Here is a 15314-nt window from a genome sequence, read left to right as displayed (position 1 = left end):
CCGGGCGCCCCGCCCGCCGCCCGCCGGCCCCCGGCGCCCCCGGGAGCGCCTGTTCTCCGGAGCCGTCCATCGCGGATGCCGTCAGAGCGACTCGCCCGCCCCGGTCAAGGATCGCGCAGCGACCGCGCTTGCGCGGCTCGTCCTTGACCGGGGCGGGCGAGTCGCTCAGGCATCGGACGCGATGGACGGATCCGGAGGACAGGCGCGGGCGCTTTGTTCTTGGGTGAGTCAGGAGCCCGCCGGAGGCTCCCTCCCTCCCCATCCCCTCCCGACGCCCACAAGCCAGAGCCCCCCGCCAAGCCCGCCCGCAGGGCGCCTCCGTCCCCGGGAGTCCGTCGCTCCCCGCTTGCTCCTCCCCGCCGCCGCGGTCCATAGAGTCGCCCCAAACAAGCACGGAACCGAGGGGAGCCCGCCGCAGATGCCCGATCCGATCATCCCGGAAGAGACCATCGCCTTCGCCGGCGGAACCCGCGACCGCGCGGACCGCATGCGCGGCGACGCCGCCCTGATCCGGCGCTTCTGGAGCGACCCCGAGGCGCGGGTCCTGCCGCTGTGGCGCGGCAAGCCGCTGCTGGCGGAGGCGGGCGGCGATCTCTCGCTCGGCTGGCTGCCCTCCGATTCCCCGGTGCTGGAGGTCACGACCGACAAGCCGGTGTTCCTGGGTCTCGAGGATGCGGGCGGCCGGCCCTGCGCGCGCTTCGCGCTCGACATTTCGGCCTGGGAGGATCCCGCCGCCCCCGACGGCCCCCCGGGCACGTTCCGCGACGCCACCGCCAACCGCCATCCCGACCTGCCCGACACCCACGCCTTCCTCGACCTGCGCCAGGAGATGGCGCGGCTCAGCGTGCAGGACGCCGCCGACGCCTCCACCGCCAAGGGGGTGATCGAGTGGCACCGCTCCCACCCGTTCTGCTCGCGCTGCGGGACCCGCTCGGAGATGGTCCACGCCGGCTGGCGGCGCGAGTGCCCCGCCTGCGGCGGCCAGCATTTCCCGCGCACCGACCCGGTGGTGATCATGCTGATCACGCGCGGCTCGAAGGTGCTGGTCGGCCGCCAGTCGATGTGGCCGCGAGGCATGTGGTCCCTGCTCGCGGGCTTCATGGAGCCGGGCGAGACGCTGGAGGCCGCCGTGCGCCGCGAGGTGGAGGAGGAGGCCTTCATCCGCGTCGGCCGGGTGATCTACGTCGCCTCCCAGCCCTGGCCCTTCCCCGCCTCGCTGATGATCGCCTGCGCGGGCGAGGCGCTCGACGAGGAGATCCGCATCGACGAGCACGAACTGGAGGCCGCGATGTGGGTCGAGAAGGACGAGATGCGCGAGGCGCTCGCCGGCCGTCACCCGGTCATCGCCCCCGCCCGGCAAGGCGCCATCGCCCGATCCGTGATCGAGGCGTGGGTCGACGGGCGGGTGCCGGAGTTCCGCTGAGCCGCCCCGGCATCCCCGGCCGCTCGGGCGCCCCTCCGCGGTGCGGCGCGAGGGGGGCCTGACCGGCCCGTCTGCGGCGGCCTGTCGCAGAAGGGGTTCCGATCCGGGCGACTTTCCCTTAGGTTGCGGTCCCGGCCGGCTCCGCCGGACCCCTCGGCGCGCCGGCCCCCCGCATGACGAATTCTGGGAGGACGCGACATGCGCATGGAAGACGTCGAACTTCAGGCCCGGGCGCTCTACGACGAACTCGGCCCCCGCGCCATCGCCACCGCCGCGCAGCGCGCTGCGAAATACGAGGACAAGGGCGACGCGGAAGAGGCGCACAACTGGCGCCGCATCCAGCAGCGCCTGACCGAGAAGCGCGGCGCCCGCCAGAGCTGAGGCGCCCCGCGCCGGCAGGTGAAGGGGCGGACCGCAGGGTCCGCCCCTTCCGCGTTCCGGGGGCTCAGGCGGCCGAGGAGGCCTCCTCCACGAAGCCCTTCCAGTTGCGCATGTACTGCACGAAGGACGGCGACAGCCCTTCGGCCATCAGATGCGCCTCCGAGACCGGGGTCGCGGGCGAGGCGTAGCCCGCGTCCGCCAGCGCCCGGTTGGGGAAATCGTGGCGCAGGATCGCGGCGCGCCCGATCACGGCGTAGTCGCAGCCGCGGTCCAGCACCTCCTGCGCCTGGGCGGCGGTCATCAGCTTGCCGGCGACGCCCAGCTTCGTCTCGCCCCGCGGCAGGTCGGTGAACCAGCCCAGCAGGTCGCGCTCGGCGAAGGCCTCGTCGACGGGCGCCTTGAAGACGTCCCACAGCGACATGTCGAGATAGTCGAGCTTGCCGCCCGTCATCACCTGGGCGGCGAGGTCGCGGATCTCGGCCAGCTCCATCCCGAACCGCTCGGGCGACAGGCGCAGGCCCACCTGGAAGTCGGGGCGGCAGGCCGCGCGGATGCCGTCGAGGATCTCCAGCGTCAGCCGGGCGCGGTTCTCGAGGCTGCCGCCGTAGCGGTCGTCACGGCGGTTGTACTTCGCGCTGAGGAAGGCGCAGAGGATGTAGCCGTGGGCGCCGTGGATCTCGACCCCGTCGAAGCCCGCCGTCTGGGCGCGCAGCGCGCCGGCGACGAAATCGTCGCGCAGCCGCTCGACCTCGGCCGTGGTCAGGGCGCGGGCCCCGGTCTCGGCGTCGTCGGAGGGGGCCACGACGTCGCCCGCCAGCTCCCTGGGGCAGCGCATGCCGCCGTGGTGGAGCTGCACGGAGGAGACCGAGCCCGCCGCCCGCAGCGCGTCCGCGAGCCGCGTCAGCCCCTCGAGATGGCGGTCGTCCCAGATGCCGAGCTGGCCGGGGAAGGCGTTGCCGTTGCGCTGCACATGGGCGGCGCAGGTCATGGTCAGGCCGAAGCCGCCCTGCGCGCGCATGGTCAGCCAGCGGAACTCGTCGTCCGAAAGCGTGCCGTCCATGTGGCTCTGCTGGTTGGTCAGCGGGGCCAGCATGAAGCGGTTCTTCCACGCGGGTCCGCGCGCGAGGGTCAGTTCGTCGGCAAGTCGGGTCATGGCGGGTCCGGGCTCCTCCAGAGTCATTGTTCGGAGGCGACGGGACCAACTTGTCGACCGGCTGTCAATCGCGCCGCCCCGATGAACGGAGCCGCGGCGCCCCCCTGCGCGGGCGTGAATGGGGCGGGACCGGGCGCCGAATGGTCCGGGACGGGACACGATCCCGCCCGAGGCCGGCCTTTTCGCGCTGACACAAGGCGCATGACGACGGCTCCGGCCGTCCTGCGCGGGGACGCCCCGCGCCCGGAAGACGCGAGCAGGAGGAGAATCCCCATGGCCAGCCCCAAGCACGATCCCATCGTCGAGTTCGCCGGCAACGGCGACGACCAGGTCTTCGGCCTCGACAACGACGACCGGCTGCACGGCGAGAACGGAAGCGACGAGATCTGGGGCCGCAAGGGCGACGACCGCCTGTTCGGCGGCAACGGCAAGGACGCGCTTTACGGCGGCGACGGCCACGACCTGCTCGACGGCGGCAACGGCAAGGACGTGCTCGAGGGCGGCGAGGGCGCCGACAAGCTGATCGGCGACAACGGCAAGGACGCGCTCTACGGCGGCTGGGGCGGCGACGTGCTCAAGGGCGGCAACGCCAAGGACCTGCTGGTCGGGGGCAAGGGCTCGGACGTGCTGTTCGGCGGCTCGGGGTCGGACGAACTGCGCGGCGGCGGCTTCTCGGACGAGCTCTACGGCAACGACGGCGGCGACCTGCTGGTCGGCGGCGGCGGCGACGACTTCCTGTTCGGCGGCAAGGGCGGCGACGTGATGCGCGGCGGCGGCGGCGACGACGTGCTGGCCGGCGGCCCGGGCGTGGACCGCCTGATCGGCGGCGCGGGCGACGACACCTTCGTGCTCTCCCAGGGCGGGCGCGCCAGGGTCGTGGACTTCGAGCAGGACGCCGACCTGTTCCTCGTCGAGAACGGCGCCACGCGCTTCGCCGATCTCGAGCTGCGCGAGGCGCGCAACGGCGACCTGGTGGTGAAATACGAGGACGACGTGGTGCTGCGGATCAAGGACGGCGACGCGGACGACTACGACCACCAGGACTTCATGTTCGCCTGAGCCCCGCGGGGCCTGTGGGATGTGCCCGACGAAAGGGGCGGCGCCGACGGCGCCGCCCCTTTTTCGCGTCCGGGTCCCTGGCGCTCTCGCGGCGCGCGCTCAGTCGGCGGCGAGGCGCACGCTGTCGCGGTAGGGGTGGGCCGGATAGACGCCCAGGATCCGGCGGTAAGAGGTGAAGAAGGCCAGCTCCTCCATCGCCAGCCGCACGTTGGGGTCGTCGGGGTGGCCCTCGATGTCGGCCAGGAACTGGGTCGCGGTGAAGGAGCCGTCGACCATGTAGCTCTCCAGCTTGACCATGTTCACGCCGTTGGTCGCGAAGCCGCCCATCGCCTTGTAGAGCGCGGCGGGCACGTTGCGGACCTGGAAGATGAACGTGGTCAGCACCTTGGGGGCCGCCGGCTCCGCCTCGATCTTCTGGCGCGACATCACCAGGAAGCGGGTGGCGTTGTGCTTGTTGTCATGCACGTCGCGCGCGAGGATCTCCAGCCCGTTGATCTCGGCGGCGAGCTCGGAGGCGAGCGCGGCCTGCGTCGGATCGTTCGCCTCGAACACCTGCCGGGCGGAGCCGGCGGTGTCGGCGCCGGTGATCGCGCGGATTTTATGCTCTGCGAGGAACTCCCGGCACTGGCCCAGCAGCACGGTGTGGCTCATCGCCGTCTTCACGCCCTCGAGCTTCGCGCCCTTGGGGCCCATGAGCTGGATGGCGACCGGCACGAAGGTCTCGCCGATGATGAACAGGCCCGAGCCCGGCAGCAGCGCATGGATGTCGGCGACCCGGCCGTAGGTGGAGTTCTCGACCGGCAGCATGGCGAGCTTGGCCTCGCAGCTCTTCACCGCCGCGATCGCCTCTTCGAAGGTCTGGCAGGGGAGCGGGTCGAGCTCGGGATAGGCCTGGCGGCAGGCGAGATGCGAGTAGGCGCCCGGCTCGCCCTGGAAGGCGATCTTCTCGAGGATGGGTCCGGCGGATGGATCGGGTCGGGTCGTGTCTTGCGTCATGGTCTCCGCGCGGTCTCGCGGGCCCTGACGGGCCCGTGAGAAAGCTCTCTCCGGTCAATGGGTCGCGCCTTATACGCCTTGCGGCCGGTCGCGGGAAGCGGGTAGGAGATCGCTCACCCAGCCGCGCCTCGCCGGCCGGACGCAGCAGACGCGCGCCGGCCCCGGGAGGGGGGCGAAGCGGGCCACGGAGCGAGACGCGACAACCGGCGCCCGGCAAGGAACGATAAAGGGGTCTGGACCGACATGGACACGATGGAGATCAACAAGATCGTCGGCGCCTGCGTGGGCGCGCTGCTGATCTATCTCGGCGTTCAGTTCTTCGCCGAATTGATCTTCCACCCGGCCGCTTCCCATGGCGACGAGCATCACTACGCCTACGCGCTGGAAGTCCAGGAAGCGGGCGGCGGCGAGGAAGAGCAGATCGACGTGGCCGCCCTGCTCGAGGCCGGCGACGCCGGCCGCGGCGAGCGGGTGTTCGGCAAGTGCCGCGCCTGCCACAAGGTGGACGGCTCGAACGGCACCGGCCCGCACCTCGACGGCGTGATCGACCGCGAGATCGACTCGGTCGCCGGCTTCTCCTACTCCGGCGCGCTGGAGCAGGTGGGCGACGTGTGGTCGAAGGAGAACCTCTACCACTTCCTCGAGAATCCCAAGGCCGTCGCCCCCGGCACCGCCATGGGCTTCGCCGGCCTGCGCTCCCCCGAGGACCGCGCCGACCTGATCGCCTACCTGGCGTCGCTGCAGTAACGACCCGCGCCCCGAGCGCGACCGACAGGAGCCGCCCCCCGGGGCGGCTCTTTCGATTCCGGCCTCCGGTTCCGCCCCTGGTCGCCCTTCCCCGCGCCGAGGCGCGCCCCTCCGGACGCCCCTCGCCGGGTCTGCTCGCCCGGTCTGCTCGCCGGGAGACGAGCGGCGGACGCTCCCCCGCCGCCCTGCCCCCGAACCGTCCGGCCGCTGCGCGCGCGGCGTCGCCCGACCGTCGCGCCGCGGTGCGGCCGACCGCCTCGTCGCCGGGCTCGGCGCGCGCCGCCCGCCCGCCGGCGTCGGCGCCGGCTGCGCGGTCCGGGCGCCGCGCCGGCCGGAGGCCAAAGCCCGCCCGCAGGGCGCCCATGGGCCCGGGAGACCGCCCCCGGCCGGGAAGGCGGCGCGCCTGCGGCCTGGGGTCCGGAACGTCGGTGCGGCGGGGGCGCGCGGTCACGTCCTCGCGGGCGCGCTTGAAACGTCGGAGGGCGCGGCCTAACCCTTGGAGGGACGGACACAAGGGAGATCCGCCCATGCGCAAGCGCCCCGCCGACCGACGCCGCCTCGACCTGCCCGCCCCCCCGGGGAGGGCCGCGGGGACCGGCGCGATCTCGCGGCGCGACCTCGGGCTGGGGCTCGCGGCCTTCGGCGCCGCGGCGACGCTCCTGCCCCGGCTGGCGGGCGCCCAGGGCGCCGGCGCCCCGGCCCCCGCGGTCGGCGAGGGCGGCGCGATCGTCAGCCACGGGATCTCCACCTTCGGCGACCTGAAATACGCCCCCGACTTCGCGCATTTCGACTTCGTCAATCCCGACGCCCCCAAGGGCGGCACCTGGTCGGGCCGCGGCACCGGCGCGTCCAGCACCTTCGACAGCCTCAACCCCTTCATCCTGAAGGGCGAACCGGCGCAGGGCCTGGGCGCGCTCTACGACACGCTGCTCACCGGCTCGCCCGACGAGATCGACGCGGTCTACGGCCTGCTGGCCGAGAGCCTGGAATACCCCGAGGACCGCACCTGGGTGATCTTCCGCCTGCGGCCCGAGGCGACCTTCTCCGACGGCTCGCCGGTCACGGCCGAGGACGTCAAGTTCACCTTCGACATCCTGCGCGAGCAGGGCCATCCCTCCTACCGCATCCAGTATCGCGACGTCGAAAGCGCCACCGTGCTCGAGGAGCGCGCGATCCGCTTCGACTTCCGCGAGGGCGTCTCGACCCGCGACCTGCCGGCCATGGTGGGCGGCTTCGCGGTGCTCTCGAAGGCCTGGTGGGCGGAGCGGGACTTCTCCGCCTCCACCCTCGAGCCGATCCTGGGCTCGGGCCCCTATGCGGTCGAGGTGGCCGAGCCCGGCCGGCGCATCGTCTACGCGCGGCGCCCGGACTACTGGGCGGCCGACCTGCCGGTGAACGTCGGCACGAACAACTTCGACCGCTACGTCTTCGAGTATTTCAAGGACTACACCGCCGCCTTCGAGGCGTTCAAGGCCGGCGCCTTCACCTTCCACGAGGAGTTCTTCTCCAAGATCTGGGCGACCGAATACGGCTTCCCCGCGATCGAGCGCGGCTGGGTGATCAAGGACCAGGTGCCCGACGGGCGGCCCTCGGGCACGCAGGGGTTCTGGTTCAACATGCGCCGCCCCCAGTTCCAGGACCCGCGGGTGCGCGAGGCGCTGTCGATGGCCTTCGACTTCGAATGGTCCAACAAGACGCTGTTCTACGGCCTCTACGACCGCACCGTCTCGTTCTTCGAGAACTCGCCGATGGAGGCCGAGGGGATGCCCTCGGAGGCGGAGCTCGCGCTGCTCGAGCCGCTGCGCGCCGACCTGCCGGCGGAGGTCTTCGAGGCCCCCGCCTACACGCCCCCGGTCACCGACGGCTCCGGCTCCGACCGCCGCGTGCTGCGCCGGGCGATGAAGCTGCTCGACGAGGCGGGCTGGACGGTGAAGGACGGGATGAGGGTGAACGCCGAGGGCCAGCCCCTGAAGATGGAGCTGCTCGACGACAGCCCCACCTTCGAGCGGATCATCGGCCCCTTCATCGCCAACCTGCGCAAGATGGGCGTCGACGCCTCGATGCGCATCGTCGATCCCGCCCAGTACCAGCAGCGGCAGGAGGATTTCGACTACGACGTGGTCCCCGGCCGTTTCGTGATGTCGATGACCCCGGGCCAGGAGCTGCGCTCGCTGTTCGGCTCGGACGCCGCCGGCTCGCCGGGGACGCCGAACCTGACGGGGCTCGCCAACCCCGCCGTCGACGCGCTGATCGAGAAGGTGATCGGGGCCGACAGCCGCGAGAGCCTCGACGTCGCCGCACGCGCCCTCGACAGGGTGCTGCGCGCGCTGCACATCTGGACGCCGAACTGGTACAAGGGCGAATACAACATCGCCTACTGGGACGTGTTCGGCATGCCCGAGAGCCCGCCCCCCTACAGCCGCGGCGACGGCTACTGGTGGTGGGACGAAGCGAAATACGAGAAGCTCAAATCGGAGGGCGCCCCGCTGTGACCCCGGAAGAGACCATGATCCTGATCGGCGTCGCCGGCGCCGCCGCGGCGGCCGCGGCCGCCGCGCTCGGCCAGGGCCGCCGGCCCGAACCCAAGCCCGTCCGCGTGCCCGTGCAGGGCCCGCGCAGACGCCCGGAGGCCACCGAGGCTGACAGGACCGACGCCTGAATGGGCGCCTATATCCTTCGCCGCATCCTGCTGATGATCCCCACCCTGCTGGGGATCATGGCGATCAACTTCGCGGTCATCCAGTTCGCGCCGGGCGGCCCGGTGCAGCAGATCATCTCCCAGCTCAACGACCCGGCCTCGGCCACCGACCGCTTCACCGGCGGCGGCGGGGGGGAGGCCGGCGGCGGTGGCGGCGGCGGCGCGCCCGGCGGGGATTACCGCGGGGCCCAGGGTCTCGACCCCGACTTCATCGCCGACCTCGAGCGTCAGTTCGGCTTCGACAAGCCGCCGCTGGAGCGCTTCGGCCTGATGATCTGGAACTACCTGCGCTTCGACTTCGGGGAGAGCTACTACCGCTCGATCTCGGTGATCGACCTGATCGTGGAGAAGATGCCCGTCTCGATCAGCCTGGGGCTGTGGACGACGCTGCTCGCCTACCTCGTCTCGATCCCGCTGGGGATCCGCAAGGCGGTGCGCGACGGCTCGGTCTTCGACGCCTGGACCTCGGGCCTGGTGATCGTGGGCTACGCGATCCCGGGCTTCCTGTTCGCGGTGATGCTGCTGATCTTCTTCGCCGGCGGCAGCTACTTCCAGTGGTTCCCGCTGCGGGGGCTGGTCTCGGACGACTTCCACCGGCTCTCCACCGGCATGCAGATCGTGGATTATTTCCACCACATCGCCCTGCCCGTGCTGGCGATGGCGATCTCGGGCTTCGCGACGCTGACGCTGCTGACCAAGAACTCGTTCCTCGACGAGATCCGCAAGCAGTACGTGATGACCGCCCGCGCCAAGGGCCTGACGGAGCGCAGGGTTCTCTATGGCCACGTGTTCCGCAACGCCATGCTGATCGTGATCGCGGGCTTCCCGGGGGCCTTCATCTCGATCTTCTTCACCGGCGCCTTCATCATCGAGATCGTGTTCTCGCTCGATGGCCTCGGCCTGCTGGGCTACGAGAGCGTCGTGAACCGCGACTACCCGGTGGTGTTCGGGACGCTCTACCTGTTCTCGCTGCTGGGCATGGTGGTGAAGCTGATCTCGGACCTGACCTACGTGTGGATCGACCCGCGCATCGACTTCGAGAGCCGCGCGACATGAGCCGGACCGAGACGCCCGACGCCCCCGACGCCGTCTCCGCGCCCGAGACGCCCGCCGGCCCCGCCCCCGCGCCCGCGCTGGCGCCCCCGCCGCGGCGGGGGCTGTTCCAGCTCGACCCGCTGCAGAAGCGGCGCTGGGACAATTTCCGCGCCAACGGCCGGGCCTTCTGGTCGCTGTGGATCTTCCTGATCCTGTTCGTGGTGGCGCTGTTCGCCGAGTTCGTGGCCAACGACAAGCCGTTCCTGGTGGTCTACCGGGGCGAGACGATGTTCCCGATCTTCGAGTTCCACCCCGAGACCGACTTCGGCGGCGACTTCGAGACCGAGGCCGACTATCGCGCCGTCGAAGTCCGCTGCCTGATCCTGACCGGCGGCCTCGAGAGCTGCTTCGACGACCCCGAGGGACTGATCGCCCAGGTCGAGGCCGGCGAGGAGATCGAGGGGGCCGAGCCCGGCTCGATCTGGTGGCCGCTGATCCCGTTCAGCTACGACACCATCAGCTACGGGGTCGCCACCGCGCCCTCGCCGCCCGACGCGACCCACTGGCTGGGCACCGACGACCAGGCGCGCGACGTGCTGGCCCGGGTGATCTACGGGTTCCGGATCTCGGTGCTGTTCGGCCTGGCGCTGACCGCGCTGAGCTCGGTCATCGGCGTGGTGGCCGGGGCCGCGCAGGGCTATTTCGGCGGCTGGGTCGACCTGACCTTCCAGCGCGTCGAGGAGATCTGGTCGGCGATCCCCACCCTGTTCCTGATCATGATCATCGCCGCGATCATCGAGCCGACCTTCTGGTCGATGCTGATCCTGCTCAGCCTGTTCCAGTGGACCGCGCTGGTGGGCGTGGTGCGGGCCGAGTTCCTGCGCGCGCGCAACTTCGAATACGTGCGCGCCGCCCGGGCGCTGGGGGTCGGCGACTGGACGATCATGTTCCGCCACCTGCTGCCCAACGCGATGGTGGCGACGCTGACCATGATGCCCTTCATCCTCACCGCCTCGATCTCGACGCTGGCGACGCTGGACTTCATCGGCTTCGGCCTGCCGGCCTCCTACCCCTCGCTGGGGGACCTCGCGCTGCAGGGCAAGAACAACCTGCAGGCGCCCTGGCTGGGCTTCACCGCCTTCTTCACCTTCGCGATCATGCTGTCGCTGCTGGTCTTCGTCTTCGAAGGCGTGCGCGACGCCTTCGACCCCCGAAAGGCCTTCCGATGAGCCGCCTGCTGGACGTCCGCGACCTGACCATCGGCTTCCGCGGTCAGGACGGGATCTCGGTCGCGGTGCACGGCGTCTCGTTCCACGTCGACCGGGGGGAGACGCTGGCGCTGGTGGGCGAATCCGGCTCCGGCAAGTCGGTCACCGCGCTCTCCACCGTCGGCCTGCTGCCGGAGGCGGCGCAGGTCTCCGGCTCGGTGATCTACGAGGGCACGCAGATGGTGGGCGCGCCGGCGAAGGATCTTCGCCGGGTGCGCGGCAACGACGTCAGCTTCGTCTTCCAGGAGCCGATGACCTCGCTCAACCCGCTGCACACGATCGAGAAGCAGATCGGCGAGAGCCTGGCCCTCCACCAGGGCCTGCGCGGCGCCCAGGCGCGCGAGCGAACGCTGGACCTCCTGCGCAAGGTCGGCATCCGCGACCCCGAGGAGCGGCTGGGCGCCTACCCCCACCAGCTCTCGGGCGGGCAGCGCCAGCGGGTGATGATCGCCATGGCGCTGGCGAACGGCCCCAAGCTGCTGATCGCGGACGAGCCGACGACCGCGCTCGACGTCACCATCCAGGCCCAGATCCTCGACCTGCTGAAGCAGCTTCAGCGCGACGAGGGGCTGTCGATGCTGTTCATCACCCATGACCTCGGCATCGTGCGGCGCATCGCCGACCGGGTGGCGGTGATGAAGGACGGCCATATCGTCGAGACCAACGCCACCGCCCCCCTCTTCGCCGACCCCCAGCACGCCTACACGCGCAAGCTGCTCGCCGCAGAGCCCAGGGGCGTGGCCGAGCCTGCCCGCACCGACGCCCCGGTGGTGATCGAGACCGAGGGCCTGAAGATCTGGTTCCCGATCCGCCGCGGCATGATGCGCCGGACCGTCGGCCATGTGAAGGCGGTGAACCACGCGCAACTGGCCGTCCACGCCGGCGAGACGCTGGGGATCGTGGGCGAGAGCGGCTCGGGCAAGACCACGCTGGCGCTGGCGCTGATGCGCCTGACCGCCTCCGAGGGGCCGGTGGTGTTCCTGGGCGAGAACCTGCAGGGCCGCTCGCCCCGCGCCCTGCGCCCGATCCGCCGCCAGATGCAGATGGTCTTCCAGGACCCGTTCGGCTCGCTCAGCCCGCGCATGACGATCGAGCAGATCGTGGCCGAGGGGCTCTCGATCCACCGGCTCGAAGGGGTCGACGACCCCCGCGCCGCGGTTGCGGAGGCGATGCGCGAGGTCGGCCTCGACCCCGCGATGATGGACCGCTACCCGCATGAGTTCTCGGGCGGCCAGCGCCAGCGCATCGCCATCGCCCGGGCGATGATCCTGAAACCGAAGCTGCTGGTGCTGGACGAGCCGACCTCGGCGTTGGACATGACGGTGCAGGTGCAGATCGTGGATCTGCTGCGTGACCTGCAGGCGCGACACGGCATGGCCTATCTTTTCATCTCGCACGACCTGAAGGTGGTGCGGGCGATGTCGCACAGGGTGATTGTCATGAAGGCCGGCGACATCGTCGAGAGCGGGACCGCGGCGGAGGTGTTCTCGGCCCCGCGCACCGACTACACGCGCGAACTGATGCGCGCGGCCCTGGGCGGCGCGGCGGCATGATCCGCTTCCTCGGACGAAAAGGCGCCCCGGCGGAGGCCGGCGGCGCGGTGTCGGTCGCGCACACCCATTTCTACGTCGGCGCCACCGGCGCCCTGCCCGAGGCGGACCTGCCCGCGTCCGGCCTGCCGGTGGCGGTCGAGTTCTCCGACGGCGTGGTCGCCGCGGGCCGCGCGATTCCCATGGCCGGCGGCCGCACGCGCCTGCAGGTCGAGGGCTACCGCACCTCCCGCGGGGCCAGGATCGGTCCCAAGGCCTGGATCCTCGAGCCGACGCCCGACGACCCCGCCCGCTTCCGCGTCCGCGCCAGCGGCGACTGAGGCGCGGGCCCCGGCCGGCCCCGCCGCCGGCCGCCTCCGCCGGCGCGCGGCGCCCTGCAACGCCGCCCTCGGCGCCGGCTCCCGCCGCTCCGGCGCGCCGCCCGGCGCCGTCCGCCCCATGCCCGGCCCCCCGCCGTGCGGCGCGACGCCCGGCGCCGGCCTGCCCCCCGGCGCGCCCCTGCCCGGCCAGCGCCCCTCGCCGCCCGGCGCCCTCGCCCGATGCGCCGCGCGGGCGCGCGCGGGCCGCGGGCGCGCGGGTCGACGCGCGGCCTCCCCCCGCGCCCTGCGCGCCGCCGCCGTCTTGCCGCGACGCCCCCCGCGCGCTATCCCGCGCCCGACACCGCCTGCGCGCCGCGCGCGAGACCGCCCCCAGACCCAGAGGCCGCCATGATCCCCCGCTACGCCCGCCCCGAGATGACGGCCGTCTGGACGCCCGAGACCAAGTTCCGCCTGTGGTTCGAGATCGAGGCCCACGCCTGCGACGCCCAGGCCGAGCTCGGCGTGATCCCGAAGGAAGCCGCCGCCCAGGTCTGGACCGCGAAGGACAAGACCTTCGACATCGCGCGCATCGACGAGATCGAGCGCGAGACGAAGCACGACGTCATCGCCTTCCTCACCCACCTGGCCGAGCTGGTGGGCCCCGAGGCGCGCTTCGTGCACCAGGGGATGACCTCGTCGGACATCCTCGACACCTGCTTCAACCTGCAGCTCGTGCAGGCCGCCGACATCCTGATCGCCGACGTCGACGCCCTGCTCGCCGCCCTCAAGCGCCGCGCCTACGAGCACAAGGACACGGTGCGCATCGGCCGCTCCCACGGCATCCACGCCGAGCCGACCACCATGGGCCTGACCTTCGCGCGCTTCTACGCGGAGATGAAGCGCAACCGGAACCGACTGGAGAAAGCCCGGTTCGAGATCGCCACCGGCGCCATCTCCGGCGCCGTCGGCACTTTTGCGAATATCGACCCGTTCGTGGAGGAGCACGTCTGCAAGGCCATGGGCCTCGAGCCGGAGCCGATCTCCACCCAGGTGATCCCGCGCGACCGCCACGCCGCCTTCTTCGCGGCGCTCGGCGTCGTCGCCTCCTCCATCGAGAACGTGGCGATCGAGATCCGCCACATGCAGCGCACCGAGGTCCTGGAGGCCGAAGAGTTCTTCTCCCCCGGCCAGAAGGGCTCCTCGGCGATGCCCCACAAGCGCAACCCGGTGCTGACCGAGAACCTCACCGGCCTCGCCCGCATGGTCCGCGGCTACGTCGTGCCGGCGATGGAGAACGTGGCGCTGTGGCACGAGCGGGACATCTCGCACTCCTCGGTCGAGCGCTACATCGGCCCGGACGCCACCATCACGCTCGACTTCGCCCTGTCGCGCCTGACCGGGGTCATCGACAAGCTGGTCGTCTACCCCGAGAACATGCTGGCGAACCTCAACAAGTTCAAAGGCCTGGTGCATTCCCAGCGGGTGCTGCTGGCCCTCACCCAGGCCGGCTGCTCGCGCGAGGACAGCTACCGCCTCGTGCAGCGCAACGCGATGAAGGTGTGGGAGCAGGGCGCCGACTTCCTGACCGAGCTGAAGGCCGACCCGGAGGTGACGGCGGCCCTGAGCGACGCCGAGCTCGAGGAGAAGTTCGACCTCGGCTACCACCTCAAGCGCGTCGACGCGATCTTCGCGCGGGTCTTCGCCGAGGACTGATCCTCGCGACGCGGCGCGGAAACGGCCCGGGCGGCGACGCCCGGGCCGCTCGCGTTCCGGGGGCCTGCGCTCGGCGCGGCCCCGCTGCGCAGCGTCGCAGTTCGGGACGCGGACGATGAAACCGAAGCGGCGGCGCCTACGTATCACCGAGGAGAGGCCATTGGGGGGAGAGGCCTTGGCCGACCCGGGCAGGAGACCGACGCAATGACCCCGCCGACCATCCACCGCCGCCGCTTCTTCGCGCTGGGCGCGGGCGCGCTCGCCCTGCCCCATGTCGCCCGCGCAGCCCAGAGCGCGCATGCCTTCGTCTTCGAGCCCCTGGACGGCGCCGGCCAGCGGATCGCGCTGGCCGATTACGCCGGCCGCCCGGTGCTGGTGGTCAACACCGCCTCGCGCTGCGGCTTCACCCCGCAATACGACGGGCTCCAGGCCCTGTGGGAGGCCTACCGCGACCGCGGCCTCGTCGTGGTCGGCGCGCCCAGCCGCGACTTCGGCCGGCAGGAATACGAGGACGAGGGCGCGATCAAGGACTTCTGTGAGGTCAACTTCGCCATCGACTTCCCGATGTCCGGCCTCGTGCAGGTGAAGGGCCCGCAGGCCCACCCGTTCTACGCCTGGGCCGCGCAGGAGGGCCGCAGCGCCGGGCGCGACCTGCCCGCGCCCCGCTGGAATTTCCACAAGTACCTGCTGGGCCCGGACGGCGCCCTAGTCGGCGCCTGGGACAGCGCGGTCGCGCCTCAGGACCCCGAGATCCGCGAGGCGATCGAGGCGCTGCTCGTCGCCGGCTGACGCCCCCGCCGGCGCGACCCCGACGCCGTAACTCCTCCCGCGCGCCCTTCGGCGCGGTTCCGACCGCGCGCCCTTCGGCGGGACTCCGGCCGCGCGCCTTCGGCGCGACTACAACCGCGCGCCCTTCGGCGCGACTTCGACCGCGCGCCTTCGGCGCGACGCGAAAGGCCCCGGGGCGGCCAGCCCCGGGGCCTTCGTCGGTC

At 71.9% G+C, this 15314-nt stretch carries 14 protein-coding genes; 12 read left to right on the top strand and 2 right to left on the bottom strand.

Features of this window, described 5'->3' with window-relative positions:
• Positions 1-418: 418 nt before the first annotated feature.
• Both nudC and BM064_RS12400 read left to right on the top strand, forming a co-directional pair.
• Positions 419-1423 (top strand): NAD(+) diphosphatase, encoded by a 1005-nt coding sequence (nudC, locus tag BM064_RS12405; protein ID WP_092860097.1) that lies wholly within the window; start codon positions 419-421, stop codon positions 1421-1423.
• A gap of 198 nt (positions 1424-1621) precedes the next feature.
• Complete coding sequence (locus BM064_RS12400; RefSeq protein ID WP_092860096.1) at positions 1622-1804, top strand: hypothetical protein; 183 nt, start codon at positions 1622-1624, stop codon at positions 1802-1804.
• A 64-nt stretch (positions 1805-1868) separates the two neighbouring features.
• Here the strand turns inward: BM064_RS12400 and BM064_RS12395 are convergent, their stop codons facing one another.
• Positions 1869-2957 (bottom strand): NADH:flavin oxidoreductase, encoded by a 1089-nt coding sequence (locus BM064_RS12395; protein ID WP_092860095.1) that lies wholly within the window; start codon positions 2955-2957, stop codon positions 1869-1871.
• A 273-nt stretch (positions 2958-3230) separates the two neighbouring features.
• Between BM064_RS12395 and BM064_RS12390 the strand changes: the two genes are divergently transcribed.
• The gene (locus tag BM064_RS12390) at positions 3231-4016 is read left to right on the top strand and encodes a calcium-binding protein (RefSeq protein ID WP_092860094.1); all 786 of its coding nucleotides are present in this window, start codon (positions 3231-3233) and stop codon (positions 4014-4016) included.
• A gap of 99 nt (positions 4017-4115) precedes the next feature.
• On the opposite strand, the gene BM064_RS12385 is transcribed toward BM064_RS12390, so the two are convergent.
• Positions 4116-4970: a prephenate dehydratase gene (locus BM064_RS12385; protein WP_092860347.1), complete on the bottom strand. Its 855-nt coding sequence runs from the start codon at positions 4968-4970 to the stop codon at positions 4116-4118.
• A gap of 285 nt (positions 4971-5255) precedes the next feature.
• On the opposite strand from BM064_RS12385, the gene BM064_RS12380 reads away from it, so the two are divergent.
• The 9 genes from BM064_RS12380 (at position 5256) to BM064_RS12345 (ending at position 15111) form a co-directional block, all read left to right on the top strand.
• The gene (locus BM064_RS12380; RefSeq protein WP_092860093.1) at positions 5256-5759 is read left to right on the top strand and encodes a c-type cytochrome; all 504 of its coding nucleotides are present in this window, start codon (positions 5256-5258) and stop codon (positions 5757-5759) included.
• A gap of 527 nt (positions 5760-6286) precedes the next feature.
• On the top strand, positions 6287-8251 hold the full coding sequence (locus tag BM064_RS12375) for an extracellular solute-binding protein (protein ID WP_092860092.1): 1965 nt from the start codon (positions 6287-6289) through the stop codon (positions 8249-8251).
• Entirely contained in the window at positions 8248-8418 is a 171-nt protein-coding gene (locus tag BM064_RS27445) for a hypothetical protein (RefSeq protein ID WP_177236233.1), read from the top strand. The genes BM064_RS12375 and BM064_RS27445 overlap by 4 nt, the downstream gene beginning before the upstream one ends.
• A complete protein-coding gene (locus tag BM064_RS12370; RefSeq protein ID WP_092860091.1) occupies positions 8419-9513 on the top strand; it encodes a microcin C ABC transporter permease YejB in 1095 nt (364 codons plus the stop codon).
• Positions 9510-10721 (top strand): ABC transporter permease, encoded by a 1212-nt coding sequence (locus BM064_RS12365; protein ID WP_092860090.1) that lies wholly within the window; start codon positions 9510-9512, stop codon positions 10719-10721. The genes BM064_RS12370 and BM064_RS12365 overlap by 4 nt, the downstream gene beginning before the upstream one ends.
• Positions 10718-12313, top strand: a complete 1596-nt coding sequence (locus BM064_RS12360) for an ABC transporter ATP-binding protein (RefSeq protein WP_092860089.1) — start codon at positions 10718-10720, stop codon at positions 12311-12313. Before BM064_RS12365 ends, BM064_RS12360 begins: the two co-directional genes overlap by 4 nt.
• Positions 12310-12630 carry a hypothetical protein gene (locus BM064_RS12355; RefSeq protein ID WP_092860088.1) on the top strand — a complete coding sequence of 107 codons (321 nt, stop codon included), beginning with the start codon at positions 12310-12312 and terminating at the stop codon, positions 12628-12630. Before BM064_RS12360 ends, BM064_RS12355 begins: the two co-directional genes overlap by 4 nt.
• 387 nt (positions 12631-13017) lie before the next feature.
• Entirely contained in the window at positions 13018-14322 is a 1305-nt protein-coding gene (gene purB, locus BM064_RS12350) for an adenylosuccinate lyase (RefSeq protein WP_092860087.1), read from the top strand.
• A 204-nt stretch (positions 14323-14526) separates the two neighbouring features.
• Entirely contained in the window at positions 14527-15111 is a 585-nt protein-coding gene (locus BM064_RS12345; RefSeq protein ID WP_092860086.1) for a glutathione peroxidase, read from the top strand.
• Positions 15112-15314 lie beyond the last annotated feature (203 nt).

The sequence above is a fragment of the Albimonas pacifica genome (genome assembly GCF_900113695.1).
Classification (GTDB): Bacteria; Pseudomonadota; Alphaproteobacteria; order Rhodobacterales; family Rhodobacteraceae; genus Albimonas; species Albimonas pacifica.
This window is presented reverse-complemented; position numbering and strand designations above follow the sequence as displayed.

Bases quoted from the DNA above. Each gene is read 5' to 3' on its own strand.
- BM064_RS12395 (WP_092860095.1), bottom strand. From the start codon at position 2,957: ATGACCCGACTTGCCGACGAACTGACCCTCGCGCGCGGACCCGCGTGG.
- BM064_RS12380 (WP_092860093.1), top strand. From the start codon at position 5,256: ATGGACACGATGGAGATCAACAAGATCGTCGGCGCCTGCGTGGGCGCG.
- BM064_RS12355 (WP_092860088.1), top strand. From the start codon at position 12,310: ATGATCCGCTTCCTCGGACGAAAAGGCGCCCCGGCGGAGGCCGGCGGC.
- purB (WP_092860087.1), top strand. From the start codon at position 13,018: ATGATCCCCCGCTACGCCCGCCCCGAGATGACGGCCGTCTGGACGCCC.
- BM064_RS12345 (WP_092860086.1), top strand. From the start codon at position 14,527: ATGACCCCGCCGACCATCCACCGCCGCCGCTTCTTCGCGCTGGGCGCG.
- nudC (WP_092860097.1), top strand. From the start codon at position 419: ATGCCCGATCCGATCATCCCGGAAGAGACCATCGCCTTCGCCGGCGGA.
- BM064_RS12360 (WP_092860089.1), top strand. From the start codon at position 10,718: ATGAGCCGCCTGCTGGACGTCCGCGACCTGACCATCGGCTTCCGCGGT.
- BM064_RS12365 (WP_092860090.1), top strand. From the start codon at position 9,510: ATGAGCCGGACCGAGACGCCCGACGCCCCCGACGCCGTCTCCGCGCCC.
- BM064_RS12375 (WP_092860092.1), top strand. From the start codon at position 6,287: ATGCGCAAGCGCCCCGCCGACCGACGCCGCCTCGACCTGCCCGCCCCC.
- BM064_RS12390 (WP_092860094.1), top strand. From the start codon at position 3,231: ATGGCCAGCCCCAAGCACGATCCCATCGTCGAGTTCGCCGGCAACGGC.
- BM064_RS12370 (WP_092860091.1), top strand. From the start codon at position 8,419: ATGGGCGCCTATATCCTTCGCCGCATCCTGCTGATGATCCCCACCCTG.
- BM064_RS12400 (WP_092860096.1), top strand. From the start codon at position 1,622: ATGCGCATGGAAGACGTCGAACTTCAGGCCCGGGCGCTCTACGACGAA.